Consider the following 16385-nt stretch of genomic DNA (forward strand, 5'->3'; position numbering starts at 1 on the left):
GGCCATCACGGTACGGGCACGGGGCCGGGGGGCGCTTCTCGATTCCTGACCGGCCGCGCCACGTGCTTGGCGATGCACGGCAGCATGCCCTCGAACGGGTCTGCGCCCTGCTCGCGGTACATGCTGGGCGGGACGCCCACGAGCTCGGCGAACCGCGTGCTGAACGTGCCGAGCGAGGAGAACCCGACCGCGAAGCACACCTCGGTGACGCTCAGGTCCCCGCGCCGAAGGAGCGCCATGGCGCGCTCGATCCGACGCGTCATGAGGTACTGGTACGGCGATTCGCCGTAGGCCCGGCGGAACTGGCGGCTGAAGTGCCCGGCGGACATGTGCACGCCGCGGGCCAGGGCCTCGACGTCCAGCGGCCGCGCGTACTCGCGGTCCATGCGGTCGCGGGCGCTCCGGAGGAGGGCAAGGTCCCTCAGGCTCGGGGCGGACGACGGCGGCACGCACCTGATGGTGTCAGCCCTGCCGCCGCTGTGTCGAGACGTGCGGTTCCCGCGATGGCTGCGGATTCCTGCTGGCCGCTTACGGACTCGGGGGCCGGCGCGCCCTATGGTTGGTCTGGGTCGAGCAGTGGCCCCGCCGTGAGGCCACGGCATCCGCACCTCTGCCCCGAGAAAGGGAACACCGTGACGGCCACCGTCCACAGGAACACTCAAGCGGCATCCGCCCCCCTGGAGGGGGAGCGCCTCGCGCGGGCCAAGAAGGCCTACACCACACGCTTCGCGGCGCGCAGCATTGCCGCGGCCCCCTCCGGGTACCGGCTTCTCACGGGGCCTTCGACAGTGCCTGCGCCCGGTGACATCGTGCTTGCGAGGGTCGAGTCGATCGGACAGCTCAAACGGCTCGAGAGCCCGGACTCGCGGCGCCAGTTCCTCTTCGAGGGGGATGAGGTGCTCCTCGCCTACGGCCACCGCTACGCAGCGGACAACGTGCTCGCCGAGGTGCCCGGCGATCTGGGCCCGTGCCATCTCGTGGCCGCCGGCGGCATCGCAGGCTCCGTCACTGCGAGCCACGGCGACCTCGCCGGGCCGACTCGGCTGGTGCCCCAGGGCATCGTGGCCGACGCACGGGGGCGCCTGACGCTTTCGCGGTTCGCGCCGCGACAGGTCGACCCAGCGGCCATCGGGCCGGTGGCCCCGCACGTCATCGCAGTGCTCGGCACATCGATGAACGCCGGCAAGTCCACCTCTGCAGCCTGCCTCGTGAAGGGGCTCGCCGCGTCCGGGCTCCGGGTGGCCGCCGGAAAGGCCACGGGCACAGGGGCGGGCGGGGACCCTTGGCTGTTCGCCGACGCGGGGGCCTCCCCGGTCCTGGACTTCACGGACTTCGGCTATCCCAGCACGTTCCGGCTCGCCGCCGAGGAACTCGGCGTGCTGGCCGCCAATGTGGTGAGCGCCCTCGCAGAGTCCGCGCCGGACGTGATCGTGGTGGAGATCGCAGACGGCGTCTACCAGGAGGAGACCCGGCGGCTGCTGGCCGATCCAGTGCTGCACTCCCTCGTGGACTCCGTCATCTTCGCCGCGGCGGACGCGCTGGGCGCTTCAGCAGGGGTGGCCCTCCTGAGGGATGCGGGTCTTCCTCCTGCCGCGGTCTCGGGCGTCGTCACAGCCTCCCCGCTCGCCTCCGCCGAGGCCGCGGGCGTGCTTGACATCCCGGTGATCGGGACCCGGCAGCTGGCCGAGCCCAGGACGGCGCAGCGGTTCCTGGGCCGATCGACGGCGTGAGTCCGACCCGAGGGCAGGAGCCTCGGACCCCGCTTCCGGGCTTCCCCGGGTTCTTCACTGCGGGGCGCAGGGGGCTGCTTGTCGTCCTGATCGGCACGGGGACCGCGATCGCACTGCTCTCCGCCGCGACCGCGTGGCTCGTGTCCCTGCTCTCGAGCACGCCGGATTCCGGGCAGCGTGTGCTGCTGGTCGTCGGCCTTCTCGGTCTCGTCGGTGCGGCGGCTGGGCTGCGGATCCTCGAGCGGGTCCTCGCGGAGAGGCTCGGCCAGAGCTATGTGCACGAGATCCGCCTCGGACTGCTCCGCGGTGCCCTTGCCCCGGGGCGCGGGCCGTCGCTCGGGATCACCGTGGCAAGGACGAGCAATGACCTGAACAGTGTGCGGAACTGGGTGGTCCTGGGCATTGCGGCGGCAGCGTCCGGGCTTCCCCTCGTGCTGGTCCTGACCGCCTCGCTCTGGCTCATGGCCCCGCCGCTCGCCGTGGCGGTGATGGTTCCCCTGCTGGCGGCGACGGCACTCCTGGCGTGGCTGTCCGGGCCGACCCGCGCACGGGCTGGAGCGCTCCGCAAGGCCAGAGGGCGTCTGGCCGGCCAGGTCACTGACACGGTCAATGCGGCGACGGCGATCCGCGCCGGCGCGGGCGAAGACCGCGAGCTGGGCAGGATCGACGCGCTCGGGCGGGACGTTGCGGGCGCTGCGGTCCGCCGCGCGGTCCTCGCAGGCTCGCTCCGGGCCAGTGCAGCCGCCGCAGCCTCGGCCACCGCCGTCTCCGCCGCCGCGACTGGAGCGTTCATGGGGCTCGACCCCGGCCTCATCGCCGCAGCGCTCACCGTGGTCAGCCTCACCGCCACCCCGGTCCACGATCTGGGACGCATTGTCGAGTACCGCCAGAGCTACCTCGCGGCCCGCGCCGCGATCCTCCCCGGCCTCGCCGCAGCACCGGTTCTCCTGCGCAGTGGAACGCCGGACCAGCCCCCAGCCGGGCCGCCCCGAGCCGCTGCCGAGCCCCGCACCAAGGAGCCCGAGGGGATGGGGACGGTGGAGCCCGAGGGGCTGAGGACGGTCGAGTTCGATCTCGGGGGCGTCCGTGCCGCGCCGCTGCGCGCTGTTCCCGGGCAGTGCGTCCACGTCACGGCGGCCGACCATACGGCCATCGACGAGCTGTTCTCAGCCCTTCTGGACGGCCGGGCGGCACCCTTCGTCTGGATCGACGGGATCCGCCTCTCCGAGATGGACGGCCGTCTGCGCCGGCGCTCCCTGGGCTATGCGGCCCGGGCGCTCGCCCTCGAACGGGGACGCCTCGGACGTGCGCTCAGGTACCGAAGGCCTGGGGCGAGCGACGCCGAGGTCGCCGACGCGGTCCATCGCGCGGGCATGGCCCCTGCGGTGGCACGTCTCCCGCGCGGCCTCGGGACGGTGCTGCGGCGCGGCGGCGATCCGCTCGGTGCCCATGAACGGGCCAAGGCGCACCTTGTCCGCGCTGTCCTGGGCACTCCGCCTCTGCTGCTGGTCAACAGGCTCGACGCGGATCTGGACGACGCCGGCAGGGCGGCGCTCCGGCGCGTGCTCGAGGAGCATCCCGGGGTCCAGATTGTCGCGACCGACCGGCCCGAGATCCTCCCCGACAACTTCATCGAATGGCGCCTCGACAACGGGGACGCATTGTCTTGACTAGCGCGGGAGTGTGACCCATGCCATAGTTGGCCGCGGTGAAAGCGCTTCCACAGGAGGTCTCGACGATGCAGCTTCCCTTCCGCCCCCGTCCTTTCCGGGGTGCCCATCCGCCGCAGGACTCCCATCCGGAACCGGATCCCCGCCGGGCCCGAGCACCCCGGCGCGCGGAGGCCCGCCGAGCGGGAGGCGCCATGGCCGCCGTCGTCCTCGCGGCCGGACTCCTCACCCACGGGACGGCCGGAGCGCTCGCCGCCCCGCCGCCGGCCCCGCCGGGACCGGTGGACGCGAGCGGCGCAGAGCACTCGCTGCGCACCGCTGCGGGGGCGGAGAACTACTACTTCGTCATGGCGGACCGGTTCGCGAACGGCACCGCTGCGAACGACACGGGCGGTCTGGCGGCTGACCGCACGGTCTCAGGGTTCGACCCGACCGCGAAGGGCTTCTACCACGGCGGCGACCTCAAGGGGCTGCTCGGGAAGCTCGACTACATCCAGGGCCTCGGGACCTCGGCCATCTGGCTCACACCGAGCTTCAAGAACAAGGCCTACCAGGACAAGGACGGCAGCGCCGGCTACCACGGGTACTGGATCACCGACTTCACCCAGATCGACCCGCACCTGGGCACGAACCAGGACCTCGCCGACCTCATCGGCGCCGCGCACGCGCGGGGGATGAAGGTCTACTTCGACATCATCACCAACCACACTGCGGACGTCGTGGGCTTCGAGGAGGGTGACCGGCCCGCCTACCAGAACAAGACCGCCTTCCCCTACAAGGACGCCGCGGGGAACACGTTCGACGACGCCGCTGTCGCCGGCTCGAGCGCGTTCCCCGCCCTGGATGCGGCGACGTCGTTCCCCTACACGCCGGTGCTGGAGCCGGGCGAGGAGGACCTCAAGGTCCCCGCCTGGCTCAACGATGTGACGGTCTACCACAACCGCGGCGACTCGAGCTTCGCGGGCGAGAGCAGCTACTACGGGGACTTCGTGGGCCTGGACGACCTCTTCACCGAGGACCCGCGCGTGGTGGACGGCATGATCGAGATCTACAAGGCGTGGATCGGTGACTTCGGGGTCGACGGGTTCCGGATCGACACCATGAAGCACGTCAACGACGAGTTCTGGCAGGAGTTCGGGCCGGAGGTGCTCGAGTACGCGCGCTCGGTGGGCAAGGAGGACTTCTTCATGTTCGGCGAGGTCTACGACACCTCGCGGGACTTCACCTCGAAGTACACGACCTCCAACAGCATGCAGGCCGTGCTCGACTTCCCGTTCCAGCAGGCCGCCCGCTCCTACACGGCGGACTCCGCCCCGGCCACGACCCTGCAGAAGCTCTTCCTCGGCGACGACTGGTACACGGACGCGGACTCGAACGTGCACCAGCTGCCCACCTTCCTCGGAAACCATGACATGGGCCGGATCGGCGCGTTCATCGCCGCGGCGAACCCGGGGGCGCCCGAGGCCCAGAAGGTGGCCCGCGACCGGCTCGCCCACGAGCTCATGTACTTCTCCCGCGGCAACCCCGTGGTCTACTACGGCGACGAGCAGGGCTTCACGGGGCTCGACGCGCAGGGGAAGGCCGCCGGGGACCAGCTCGCGCGGCAGGACATGTTCGCCTCGCAGACCGGCGACTACCTGGATGACGACCTCCTGGGCACGGACGCGACGCACACGGAGGACAACTTCGCGGCGGACCACCCGCTCTACTCCTCGATCAGCCGACTCGCCCAGGTCGTCCAGGAGCACCCGACCCTCCGGACTGGCGCGCACCAGGACCGCTACGCGGACAGCACGGCCGGCGTCTACGCCTTCTCGCGCATCGACGCCGCCGCGCAGCGCGAGTACATCGTGGCCGTGAACAACACGGCCGCTCCCCGCCCCGCGGCGGTGCCCACCTACCTCGCGAAGCGCCCCTTCGAGAAGGTGTACGGGCCCGACGGCGCGGCGGCGCGGCTCAAGAGCGCGGCCGACCGAACGCTCGGCGTCACGGTTCCCCCGTTCTCCACGGTCGTGTACGCCGCGCAGGGCCGGATCCCGGATTCCGCCGCGGCGCCGACGCCGGCGCTGGCCACGCCCGAGGCCGCCGGCGCCGAGAACACGCGCGTGCACGTGGCCGCGGAGATGCCGCGGGACTCGTTCTACGAGGTCACGTTCCAGCTCAGGACCGCCGAGGGCTGGGAGAACATCGGCACGGACGACACGTACCCGTACCAGGTCTTCCACGCGACCGAGGACATGGAGCCGGGAACCGCGCTCGAGTACCGCGCGGTGGCCTTGGACAACGCGGGCCACACCGCCGCCTCGGCGACCGTGGCCGGCGTCGTGCCTACCCCTGTGGACCCGAACGCGCCGGCGGGCCCGGTCGCGCAGCCCGACTCGGTGACGATCGCCGGGAGCCTGCAGAGCGAGGCGGGGTGCAGCGGCGACTGGCAGCCCGACTGCGCGGCGACCATGGCGGCTTTCGACCCGATCGCGCAGGAGTGGCGGCTCACGCTCGACGTCCCGGCGGGCGACTGGGAGTTCAAGGCCGCGCTGAACGGCACCTGGGAGGAGAACTACGGGGAGGGCGGCGAGCGGAACGGACCGAACATCGCCCTGGCCGGCCACCCGGGCGGGCCCGTGACGTTCACCTACCGGCACGACACGCACCTCACGCTCACGAGCACGCCGTCCGGACAACCCGGATCGGTGTCGGTGCCCGGCACGCTCAACACCGAGATGGGCTGCCCAGGGGACTGGGACCCCGCCTGCCCGCAGGCGCAGCTGACCTACGACCCGGCACAGGGCGTGTGGCGCGGCACGTTCGACCTGCCAGTCGGCTCCTACGCGGCCAAGGCCGCCCTCAACGGCTCGTGGGACGTGAACTACGGCGAGGGCGGGGTGCAGAACGGCCCGAACATCTCGGTGGAGCACGACGGCGGGGCCATCACGTTCAGCTACAACGAGGCCACCCACCGGCTCTCGTTCGGGTGACGGCTGAGGCTGAGGGAACAGCCCTAAGCCTCAGCTGAGGTGGCGGCGAATCGATGCCTGTGGGGCATGGGGCCGAGGTCCAAGAGGTCTTGGACCGGGTTGAGATGTGAGGCACATCATGGTCTCGCACCCGAATCCAGAGGAGTTCCCATGTCCCTTGCCTCGAACGAGGCTGGCCACAACGGTGTGGCCGCACCGTCGTCCTATGTCGAGCCAGGCGATGCCGGGTACCGCAAGACGATGTCCAACTTCCAGATCCAGATGATCGCCATCGGCGGCGCGATCGGCACTGGGCTGTTCCTGGGCCTCGGCTCTCGGTTGGCGGCCGCCGGTCCCGCCCTCATCCTCGCGTACCTCGTCACTGGCGCGGTCGTGTACCTGCTCGGGCGGGCCATCGGCGAACTCGTCATGCACCGGCCCACCACCGGCTCTTTCGTCTCGTGGGCCCGCGAGTTCTACGGTGACCGCCTCGCCCACATGACCGGATGGATCATCACCATCCTCGGATCACTCATCGGCCTGGTCGAGATTGCCGCGGTCTCCGTCTACATCCAGTACTGGTGGCCCGAAGTCCCGGGCTGGATCCCCTCGCTCGTGGCGTGGATGCTCATCGTGGGATCAAACCTCTTCTCGGCCCGCTCGTTCGGCTTCATCGAGGTCGCGGCGAGTTCTGTCAAGGTCGCCGCGATCCTGCTCTTCATCGCGGCGGGCCTCATCATCGTGTTCCTCGGCGGGCCCTTGGGCTTCTCGCACGGCGCTTCTGTGACCCATCTGTGGGACGGGGGCTTCTTCACGAACGGCGTGCTCATCGTCGCATTGGTCTCTACCGGCGCGGTGTTCTCCTACTCCGGCGTGGAGATCTCCGCGGTCTCGGCCGGTGAGGCCAGGAACGCCCGCGAGATCATGCCGAAGGCCATCAAGTCCATCGTCTTCCGTATCGCCGTGTTCTACATCGGCTCCGTCATCGTCCTGTCGATGCTGCTTCCGACCAGCGCGTACTCCGGCAAGGAGTCGCCGTTCGTGACGGCCCTCGCATCGTTCGACATCCCGTGGCTCGGGGCTGCCATGAACTTCGTGGTGCTCACCGCCGCGCTCTCGGGCGTCAACGCGACCCTGTACGCGACCGTCCGCGCATTCCGCACGCTTGCCGCGAACGGCGACGCCCCGCGCTTCGCCAACCGCATGTCCCGTCAGGGTGTGCCTGTCGGTGCGCTGCTCGGGATCGGCGGCTTCTATTTCCTGAGCGTCATCATGACAGCGTTCTTCGGTGGCGTGCACGTCTTCGAGCTCGCCCTCGGCGCCTCCGCGGTCTGCATGATCATCCTGTGGATCACGATCTTCGCGTGCCAGCTCAGACTGCGGAAGCTCCAGGACGCAGGGCTGCTTCCCGTGGTCGGATTCCGGATGCCAGGTGCACCCGTGACCACGTGGATCGGCATCCTCGCGCTCGTGGGGGTCTTCCTCTCGATGGTGGTGCCCGGAACCTCCGAGACCTGGTGGATCTCGCTCATCGGGACCGCGCTCCTGCTGGGCGTCATCACGCTGGGCTATGAGGTGACGAGCCGCCGTCGCTTCCGGCGTGCGGCCGCCGGGGAGTCGGTCCAAGCGCCGGCGTCCGCGGAGCCGGTCGCCTAGACAAGCCATTCCAAGACGGCATGGATACGAGTCCGTGGAAGTCTTGGACAGCATCGTGGGGCGGGCGGATAGTGGAGAACGATCCACTGTCTGCCCGCCCTTGGCTTTGGAAGGAGGCCCGATGACCCAGCCTGTGGCCATCGAACAGACTGTCCACGCACTGTCAGACCGCGTGCGATCCGCTCGCCCGTCCGAGGTGCGCAAGGTGTTCCGCGCCGCACAGCGGCCAGGGATCATCTCGTTCGCGAACGGCGCCCCCTTCCTGGACGGCCTTCCCTTCGAGAAGCTGGCCGAGGACGCGCACCGCATCCTCGCCGAGCAGGGCAGCGCCGCTCTCCAGTACGGTCCCGGCGACGGCATCCCCGCGCTTCGCTCGCACATAGTGGAGATCATGCGGCTCGAAGGCATCGATGCGCGCCCGGAGCAGGTGATTGTGACCGCCGGCTCGCAGCAGGCGCTGGACATCGCAGCGCGCGTGACCGTGAACCCCGGGGAGGTCGTGCTCGCCGAGGGTCCCTCCTATGCCGGGGGCATGGCCGTTTTCACAAGCCTCGAGGCCGAGATCATCCATGTCCCGAGCGACCACGACGGGCTCATCCCCGACGAGCTCGAGAAGGCCATCGCCGAGGTCCGGTGTTCCGGTCGCGTGGTGAAGGGCCTCTATACGATCCCGAACTTCCAGAACCCCGGCGGCGTCAACCTCTCGTCCGAGAGGCGCACCCGAATCGGCGAGATCTGCCGCGATGCGGGACTGCTCATCTTCGAGGACAACCCGTACGGGCTGCTCGGCTTCGACGGCTCCACCCTGCCCGCGATCCAACCGCAGTTCCCTGACATCACCCTCTACTTCGGCTCCTTCTCGAAGATGTTCGCCCCGGGCCTGCGCCTCGGGTGGGTCCTGGCGCCGGACTGGCTGCACGCCCACCTCCTGAACACTGCAGAGACCGGGGCGCTGAACCCTGCCGTCTTCAATCAGCTCATGATGAGTGCCTACCTTGACGACCCTTCCTGGAAGACGACCCTCGATGCCTACCGGGGGATCTACAGGGCCAAGTTCGAGGCGCTCGTCGAGACCCTCGCGGAGTGCATGCCCGAGGGCACGCAGTGGAACCAGCCCACGGGAGGGTTCTACCTCTGGATCACCATGCCCCAGGACATCGACACCGAGAAGCTCGTGTACGAGGCGATCGAGCGCGGGGTCGTGTACGTCCCCGGTACCGCCTTCTTCACCGATGGCTCCGGCCGGAACGAGCTGCGCATGAGCTTCTGCCTGCCCCCACTCGAGGACATCCGCCGCGGTGCCCGCATCCTGGGCGAGCTCTTCACTGAGGCGGCAGCCAAGGCCCAGTAGGCCAGCCGGGACGCGCATGACACGGTGGGACCCCCAGGCGGTGCTGGGGATCCCACCGTATCGGGACTGGCCTAGGAACCGTCGAGGGCGAGGCCGCGGGACTCGCGCAGCCTTGTCACCGTCAGCGCGCTCGCGAGGAGGAGGAGGATGGTGTAGACGCCGAAGGCCGTTGGACCGGCGGTGCCGAACCATGCCCCGAAGCCAGCCTGGAGATACGCCGCAGTACCGCCGAATGCGGCCACCACGATGGCGTACGGGATCGCGACACCGATTGTCCGGATCGAGGTCGGGAAGAGCTCGGCATACACCGCCGGGACAATCGCTGCCGACGCAGCGATGAAGACGAGCATGGCCGACATCGAGACCCCGAGCTGCCAAGCGGCGTCGCGGACCAACCACGTCGCAGGAAAGTACAGTGCGGCACTGCCGAGGCCTCCGATGAGCAGGACCGGCCGGCGGCCGATTCTGTCTGAGAGCCGACCCCAGAGCGGCAGGACTGCCATGAAGACGAGGTTGGCGACGACCCCTGCCCACAGGGCCCCCGTTGCATCGATGTGCAGGACATTGATTGCGTAGGCCGGAGTCGAGACGCCCCACACGTAGTACACGACCGTGAGGCCCACGGTGAGCCCGATGACCATGAGTGCCTGACGCCAGTGGCGGCCCAGGTCTGCGAAGAACCCGCTGCGGGCTGGCGCCGGAACGGCGCTCGTGAATGCCTCCGACTCCTCCATGCGCAGGCGCATGAGGAATGCGACAAGACCGAATGCGCCGCCCAGGAGGAACGGGATGCGCCACCCGAACGACGCCATCTGCTCGGGCGTCAGCACAGTCGCGAGCACGGCCCCGAGCAGGGTCCCGAACAGGATCCCGACGGTCCCGGAGACGTAGATGAGCGAGGACCAATAGCCGCGGCGTGGGGCCGGAGCCATCTCGGACAGGTACGTCTGAGCGCTCGGGAGCTCTCCGCCGTGGGCTAAGCCCTGTGCGAGGCGCGCTATGAGGAGCATGAGCGAGGCGCCTGCACCGAGCATCTCGAAAGTCGGGGTGAGGCCGATCGCGAGCGAGCCGAGCGAGGACAGGCCAACGCACACGGTCATGCTCGCCTTGCGGCCGATCCTGTCACCCATCCAGCCGAAGAGGAAGCCACCGAATGGCCGGGCCACAAAGCCCACGGCGAAGATCGCCAGCGTGGCCAGGAACGCGCTCGAGGGATCGGAGGGACTGAACAGCTGTTTTGCGATGAAGGACGCGAAGGTCGCGTAGATGGCCCAGTCGTACCATTCGACGGCGTTTCCGGCCGCGGTGCCGAGGAGCGTGTGGCGGGTGCCTGCCCGTCGGGGGGAACGGACGCCTGGGTCGCCTGCAGCAGCCGGGGCCGCCGTGGAGACGGGGCCCGCGGCGCGGACCGTGGCTCTGTCGGACAGAGGTGCGGACATTGGTTTCTCCTGGGGATCGTAGGGTCAGCGGACTGCGCGTCGGGAGGCGGGTGCCAGCCGGTTGAGTGCGAGGTGTGCGTAGAGGGCTGCGCCGTCGGCCAGGATGGCGTCGTCGAAGACGGCGTAGGGCGAGTGGTTGTAGGCGGCCTTCGCGTGGTCGACGTCCCGGGGGGCCGCGGAGAGGAAGGCGAAGCAGCCCGGTATCTCGGCAAGCACACGGGAGAAGTCCTCCGAACCCCCGAGGGGGTGGTCCATGTTCCGGTAGCGCTCGGGACCGAAGAGCTCCTCGATCGACCAGCGGGCGAACGCGGTCTCGGAGAAGTCGTTGACGGTCACGGGGTACTCGTCGACGTAGTCGATCCTGACGGTGAGCCCGTGACCCGAGGCGATGGACTCCAGGAGACGTGGGACCGACGACTTCAGGCGTGTCCGGGCCTGAGGGGAGAAGGCGCGGATCGTGGCTTCGAAGTGGGCTGTCTCGGGGATGACATTGCGCTTTGTTCCGGCGTTGAGCACGCCGACGGTGACCACGACCGGGTCGAACATGTCGAACTGGCGCGTGACCATCGTCTGCAGGGCGAGAACCATCTCGGCGGCAACTGTCACCGGGTCCTTTGCCTCGTGCGGGGCCGAGCCATGGCCTCCCCTGCCCTCAACAGTCACGAAGAGGCCGTCGGAGGCGCTCATGAGAGGGCCTGGACGGGAGAGGAAAGTCCCGCCGTCCGCAATCGCGCTCATGACGTGCAGGCCGTAGGCTGCCGCGGGGCGGCGCCCGGCGGCGTCGAGGACTCCCTCGCGGATCATGACCCCTGCACCGTCGAAGCCTTCCTCGCCAGGCTGGAACATCAGCACCACGTCGCCAGCGAGCGTCGCACGGCGGGAGGCCAGGAGGCTGGCGGCACCAACGAGCATCGAGGTGTGCAGGTCGTGGCCACACGCGTGCATTGCCCCGGGAGTCTGGGAGGCGTAGCCGAGTCCGGTCTTCTCCTGGACCGGGAGGGCATCCATGTCGGCACGCAGCAGCACGACCGGGCGGTCGTCGACTGCGCCATCGTCGGCGGGGCCGTCGCCGCGGAGGACTGCGGTGACGGACGTGGTCTCCCGGCCCGTTGAGATCTCGTAGCCGAGCCCCTCGAGGGCGGTCAGGACCTTCTCTTGGGTGCGGGGCAGGTCCAAGCCGATCTCGGGCTCGCGGTGGAGTCGATGGCGCAGGTCAGCAATGTCCCCTGCGAGAGCGGACGCATCATCGAGCAGTGAGACTGCGACGTCTGCGGAGGAAATAGGAAGTGGCACAGGGCGGCCCTTTCGTCAGCGCGGCGGTACTGTTCGAGAGTGCAGTGACCGCGGTCACGGACAGTAGAATTTCCATAGAAACTGCACATCGCCCCCTGAGAATCGAAAGAACCTGCATGGAACTGCCCGTCGAAGACCTCGAACTCGTCCATGCCCTCCAAATTGCCCCCCGGGCCACCTGGACCGAGCTCGGCGCCATCCTCAGCCGTCACCCCACAACACTCGCCGCCCGATGGGATCGGCTCAGCGCTGAGGGCAAGGTGTGGGTCACGGGCCATCTGGGCACAGGCCGGAGCCAGGGGTGCATCGCCTTCATCAGTCTCGAGTGCGCCCCGGGACGGCGCGCCAAGGTCATTGCCCGCCTCTGTGCCGCGCCCGTGATCGGGACAGTCGAGGAATCGGCGCGGGCGTGGGACGTGCGCCTGACGGTCATCGCAGTGGACTGGGGGCAAGTGCTCCGCGAGGTCCTGCCGATCCTGCGCAACGATCCTGAGATCCTGCGCCTGCAGGTCACCGTTGCGACACGCCTCTACGCCACCGGAGCGTGGTGGCGTCTCGACGTCCTGACCCCGGCCAAACAGCGGCGCCTCGCGGCCCTTGCGCCCGCGGTGTCGCGCATCCCCTCAGGCCTGCCGCCACATGCCCGCAAGATGATGGCAGTCGTTGCCAGGAACGGCCGGGCGTCCGCCGTCGAGATTGCCGAGGCCACCGGGACGCATCCTACGACGGCAGCTCGCCATCTGCGTCACGCTGTCGAGACGGGGCTTCTCGCATTCCGCTGCGAGCTTGCCCAGAGCTTCTCGGGCTATCCCGTCGCGTGCCAATGGTACGTCCGGGTACCACCCGCGCAGCTCGATGCTGCTGTCGGGTACCTGCGCACCTACCGGACGCTTCGCCTGTGTGCTTCCACGACCGGCGACACGAACCTAACGTTCTACCTGTGGCTGCGCACGCCCGAGGACATCGCGGACGTCGAGGAGGGCCTGCAGGGTGCCGCTCCAGGAGCCCAGGTGATCGAATCGAACGTGGGGGTCCGCGAGCACAAGCGGATGGGATGGATGCTCAACGAGGACACGACAGCCACTGGCGTTGTCGTGGTGGATGACGGCGGAGCCGCCTCCGGCGCCTAGTGCCAGCCCTGCAGGAGGTGGTTCACTCGATTCCCGCGTGACCGGCCCGGCACTCGCCGCGAATGCCGGGCCGATCATGGTCTTTCAGCTGAGGGCGCTACGTGAGCGTTCGGATGAGCTTGCGGTTGACGAACTCGTCCATGCCGTACCTGCCGAGCTCGCGGCCGACGCCGGAGCGCTTGACACCGCCGAATGGCAATTCGGCGGACGTGCCTCCGGGCTCGTTGATGTACACCATGCCGGCCTCGATCTGGTTGGCCACGCGGACTGCCTTCTCGGGGTCGTCCGTGTGGATGGAGGCGCCCAGCCCGAACGGAGTGTCGTTGGCGATCTGGATGGCCTCCTCCTCGGAGGAGACCTTGAAGACCATGGCCACGGGCCCGAAGAGCTCCTGGCTGTACACCTCCATGTCGCGCGTCACGCCGGTGAGGATGGCCGGCTTGAAGTAGGCCGTCCCGCCCACGCGACCGCCGGCGAGGGCCGTCCTCGCGCCCGAGGCCAGAGCGGCATCGAGCTGCTTCGAGAGGCCCTCCGCCGCCGCGAGCGAGGAGAGCGGGCCGAGGAAGGTCTTCGGATCCGTCGGATTGGCAGGCTTGATTCCGCCGAGGGCCGCCGAGAACTTCTCGAGGAACTCGTCGTAGACGTCCTCGTGCACGATGAAGCGCTTGGACGCGTTGCAGGCCTGACCGGCGTTGACCATCCGACCGAAGACCGCACGCCCCACAACCTCGTCGAGGTCTGCCGCGTCCAGCAGGACGAAGGGGTCGGACCCGCCGAGCTCGAGGACGACCTTCTTGAGGTGGCGGCCGGCGACCTCGGCGACTGCGGAGCCGGCACGCTCGGATCCCGTGAGGGACACGCCCGCGACCCGCGGGTCAGCGATGATGTCCGCCACCTGCTCGTTGGTGGCGAAGACGTTGACGTAGGCGCCTTCGGGCGCACCAGCGTCGGCGAAGATCTTCTCGATCGCGAGCGCCGACTCGGGGTCCTGCGGTGCGTGCTTGAGCAGGATCGAGTTGCCGTTCATGATGTTCGGCGCGGCGAAACGGGCCACCTGGTAGTACGGATAGTTCCACGGCATGATGCCCAAGAGCGCGCCGAGGCCCTCCTTGCGCACCACGGCCGCGCCCCCGGCGACGACGTCGAGCACCTCGTCCTCGAGGAACGCAGGGCCGTTGTCGGCGTAGTAGCGGTAGATCGACTCGACGATGTCGACCTCGTAGCCGGCCTGGAAGATCGGCTTGCCCATCTCGCGCGTGATGATCGCGGCGAGCTCGTCGCGGCGCTCGGCGTGCAGGTCGGCGACGCGGTGCAGTAGTGCCGCGCGCTCCGCGCCGCTCATGCCCTTCAGGATGGTGAACGCCTTGTCCGCGGAGGCAATGGCCTCCTGGATCTGGGCGTCGGTCGCCGTCGGGTACTCCGCGACGACCTCCCCGGTGGCGGGGTTGGTGACCTTGTAGATGCTCATGGTCTCTCCTTCGAGTGGCCGGGTCGGTGTTACGGGAGGTTGATGGCCTGGTCGGTGACGACGTGGATGAGCGCAGGCTTGCGCTGCTCCGTCACGGCCTTGAGGGCGCGCTCGACGGCGCCCGCGGCCTGGTCGTCGCTCGTCACCGTCTCGCCGTGGCCGCCGAATGCCCGGGCGAAGCCGGCGAAGTCCGGGTTGGACAGCTGCGTGCCGGAAACGCGGCCCGGGAAGTGGTGCTCCTGGTGGTCGCGGATGGTCGCGAACTGGCCATTGTCCATGACGATCACGAGCATTGCGGCGCCGTACTGGACGGCCGTGGCCATCTCCTGGCCGTTCATGAGGAACTCGCCATCGCCGCACACGGACACGATGAGGCGCTCCGGGCTCTCGAGCGAGGCCGCGACGGCGGACGGGATCGAGTAGCCCATCGAGCCGTTGCGCGTGGCCAGCTGGGAGGGGAAGACCTCGGTCGGGACGAACCACTGGGCCCACGCCGTGTGGTTGCCGGCGCCGAGAGTGGTGACCGTGTCAGCCGGGAGGTGCCCGAGCAGCTCGCCGATGACCACCGACATGTGCGCGGTGCCTTCGGCCGTGGCAGGGAGGGTCTCGTCGTCGCCGATCGTGGCGAGAGCCAGATGGGCTTCGTGGCCCTCGGCCCGCCATGCGTCCCACGCGGCAGCCCGGCCGAGTTGCACGCGCTCGACCGCCTCGGCGAACGCGACGGGCGACGCGACGGCATGGTCCGTCACTGCGCCGGAGCGGCCGCGCAGGGTCGTGTCGATCGAGACGAGGAAGTTCACGGCGTCGGGCCGCTGGCGGAGGGTGAAGCCGTCGGTCGGTACATCGGTCGGGAGGGCGCCGACGGCGACGAGGACGTCGGCCTCGTCGAACATCTTCGCGGCTACCGCGGAGCGGCCATAGCCGAGCGATCCGACGTTGACCGGCGAGGAGAACGGGACGCGGTCGGAGGCGTGCCAGTCTTGGGCGACCGGAATGCCGTTGGCCTCGGCGAACCGGGTCACGGCAGCCGCAGCCTCGGGGGTCCAGCGCTGGCCGCCCACGTAGATGAGCGGCTTCTCGGCGCCGGCCAGCGCCGTCGTGATCGCCTCGAGCTCCCGGGCGGACAGCGCCCCCTCGGCGACCGGGATGGGGTGGACAAGTGAGCCGCTGAACTCGTGCGTGATGACGTCCTCGGGCAGGCCGACGATGACAGGGCCGGGGCGTCCGGACTTCGCGGCGAAGAAGGCCTCAGCCACGATCTCGGAGGCCCTCGAGGCCTCGTCGAGGACGAGCACGCGCTTGGCCTGGGTGCCGAACCAGGCGGCAGGGTCGAATTCCTGGAAGGACTCACGCATCCGGTCCGCGATGGGAACGAGGCCGACGAACAGGACCATCGGCGTCCCGTCCTGCCACGCCGAGTGGACGGCCACGTAGGCGTTGGCTGCGCCCGGGCCGCGGGTCACCATCGCCACTCCGGGCTCACCCGTGAACTTCCCGTGGGCTTCAGCCATGTAGGCGGCCCCGCCCTCCTGACGCGCGACCACGGTCTCGATATCTGCTCCGTGGAGCCCGTCGAGGACGGCGAGGTAGGACTCGCCGGGAACGGCGAAGACGCGCTTGACGCCGTGCCTGGCGAGGGAGTCGACGATGGCCTGGCCAGCGTGGTTCGGGGTGGGCATGGGGCTCCTTGGGAT

Annotated in this window: 11 protein-coding genes; 6 read left to right on the forward strand and 5 right to left on the reverse strand. The window is 69.4% G+C overall.

Features of this window, described 5'->3' with window-relative positions; translation table 11 throughout:
• Positions 1-5 precede the first annotated feature (5 nt).
• Positions 6-449: a helix-turn-helix transcriptional regulator gene (locus ABCQ75_RS05375; RefSeq protein WP_345883634.1), complete on the reverse strand. Its 444-nt coding sequence runs from the start codon at positions 447-449 to the stop codon at positions 6-8.
• Between the two features lie 183 nt (positions 450-632).
• Between ABCQ75_RS05375 and ABCQ75_RS05380 the strand changes: the two genes are divergently transcribed.
• The 5 genes from ABCQ75_RS05380 (at position 633) to ABCQ75_RS05400 (ending at position 9361) form a co-directional block, all read left to right on the forward strand.
• On the forward strand, positions 633-1730 hold the full coding sequence (locus ABCQ75_RS05380; protein WP_345883635.1) for a DUF1611 domain-containing protein: 1098 nt from the start codon (positions 633-635) through the stop codon (positions 1728-1730).
• Positions 1727-3400 carry an ABC transporter ATP-binding protein gene (locus ABCQ75_RS05385; RefSeq protein ID WP_345883636.1) on the forward strand — a complete coding sequence of 558 codons (1674 nt, stop codon included), beginning with the start codon at positions 1727-1729 and terminating at the stop codon, positions 3398-3400. Before ABCQ75_RS05380 ends, ABCQ75_RS05385 begins: the two co-directional genes overlap by 4 nt.
• Before the next feature lie 194 nt (positions 3401-3594).
• Positions 3595-6375 carry an alpha-amylase family glycosyl hydrolase gene (locus tag ABCQ75_RS05390; RefSeq protein WP_345883639.1) on the forward strand — a complete coding sequence of 927 codons (2781 nt, stop codon included), beginning with the start codon at positions 3595-3597 and terminating at the stop codon, positions 6373-6375.
• A 150-nt stretch (positions 6376-6525) separates the two neighbouring features.
• Positions 6526-8010, forward strand: a complete 1485-nt coding sequence (locus tag ABCQ75_RS05395; RefSeq protein WP_345883641.1) for an amino acid permease — start codon at positions 6526-6528, stop codon at positions 8008-8010.
• Between the two features lie 121 nt (positions 8011-8131).
• Entirely contained in the window at positions 8132-9361 is a 1230-nt protein-coding gene (locus ABCQ75_RS05400) for an aminotransferase-like domain-containing protein (protein WP_345883643.1), read from the forward strand.
• Positions 9362-9432: 71 nt separating this feature from the next.
• Here the strand turns inward: ABCQ75_RS05400 and ABCQ75_RS05405 are convergent, their stop codons facing one another.
• Together ABCQ75_RS05405 and ABCQ75_RS05410 are read right to left on the reverse strand one after the other, a co-directional pair.
• Complete coding sequence (locus ABCQ75_RS05405; RefSeq protein WP_345883645.1) at positions 9433-10800, reverse strand: MFS transporter; 1368 nt, start codon at positions 10798-10800, stop codon at positions 9433-9435.
• 24 nt (positions 10801-10824) lie between these two features.
• Complete coding sequence (locus ABCQ75_RS05410) at positions 10825-12093, reverse strand: M20 metallopeptidase family protein (RefSeq protein ID WP_345883647.1); 1269 nt, start codon at positions 12091-12093, stop codon at positions 10825-10827.
• Positions 12094-12209: 116 nt separating this feature from the next.
• Between ABCQ75_RS05410 and ABCQ75_RS05415 the strand changes: the two genes are divergently transcribed.
• A complete protein-coding gene (locus ABCQ75_RS05415) occupies positions 12210-13223 on the forward strand; it encodes an Lrp/AsnC family transcriptional regulator (RefSeq protein ID WP_345883649.1) in 1014 nt (337 codons plus the stop codon).
• A 97-nt stretch (positions 13224-13320) separates the two neighbouring features.
• Here ABCQ75_RS05415 and ABCQ75_RS05420 read toward each other — a convergent pair whose 3' ends face one another.
• Positions 13321-14691, reverse strand: coding sequence for an NAD-dependent succinate-semialdehyde dehydrogenase (locus ABCQ75_RS05420; protein WP_345883650.1), 1371 nt, complete (start codon positions 14689-14691; stop codon positions 13321-13323).
• Positions 14692-14720: 29 nt separating this feature from the next.
• Entirely contained in the window at positions 14721-16370 is a 1650-nt protein-coding gene (locus ABCQ75_RS05425) for a thiamine pyrophosphate-dependent enzyme (protein ID WP_345883652.1), read from the reverse strand.
• Positions 16371-16385: the final 15 nt, after the last annotated feature.

It is taken from the genome of Sinomonas halotolerans (assembly GCF_039615075.1).
In the GTDB taxonomy this organism is placed as follows: domain Bacteria; phylum Actinomycetota; class Actinomycetes; order Actinomycetales; family Micrococcaceae; genus Sinomonas; species Sinomonas halotolerans.

Coding starts and splice junctions, on each gene's coding strand:
- ABCQ75_RS05390 (WP_345883639.1), top strand. CDS start 3,595: ATGGCCGCCGTCGTCCTCGCGGCCGGACTCCTCACCCACGGGACGGCC.
- ABCQ75_RS05395 (WP_345883641.1), top strand. CDS start 6,526: ATGTCCCTTGCCTCGAACGAGGCTGGCCACAACGGTGTGGCCGCACCG.
- ABCQ75_RS05400 (WP_345883643.1), top strand. CDS start 8,132: ATGACCCAGCCTGTGGCCATCGAACAGACTGTCCACGCACTGTCAGAC.
- ABCQ75_RS05405 (WP_345883645.1), bottom strand. CDS start 10,800: ATGTCCGCACCTCTGTCCGACAGAGCCACGGTCCGCGCCGCGGGCCCC.
- ABCQ75_RS05415 (WP_345883649.1), top strand. CDS start 12,210: ATGGAACTGCCCGTCGAAGACCTCGAACTCGTCCATGCCCTCCAAATT.
- ABCQ75_RS05420 (WP_345883650.1), bottom strand. CDS start 14,691: ATGAGCATCTACAAGGTCACCAACCCCGCCACCGGGGAGGTCGTCGCG.
- ABCQ75_RS05425 (WP_345883652.1), bottom strand. CDS start 16,370: ATGCCCACCCCGAACCACGCTGGCCAGGCCATCGTCGACTCCCTCGCC.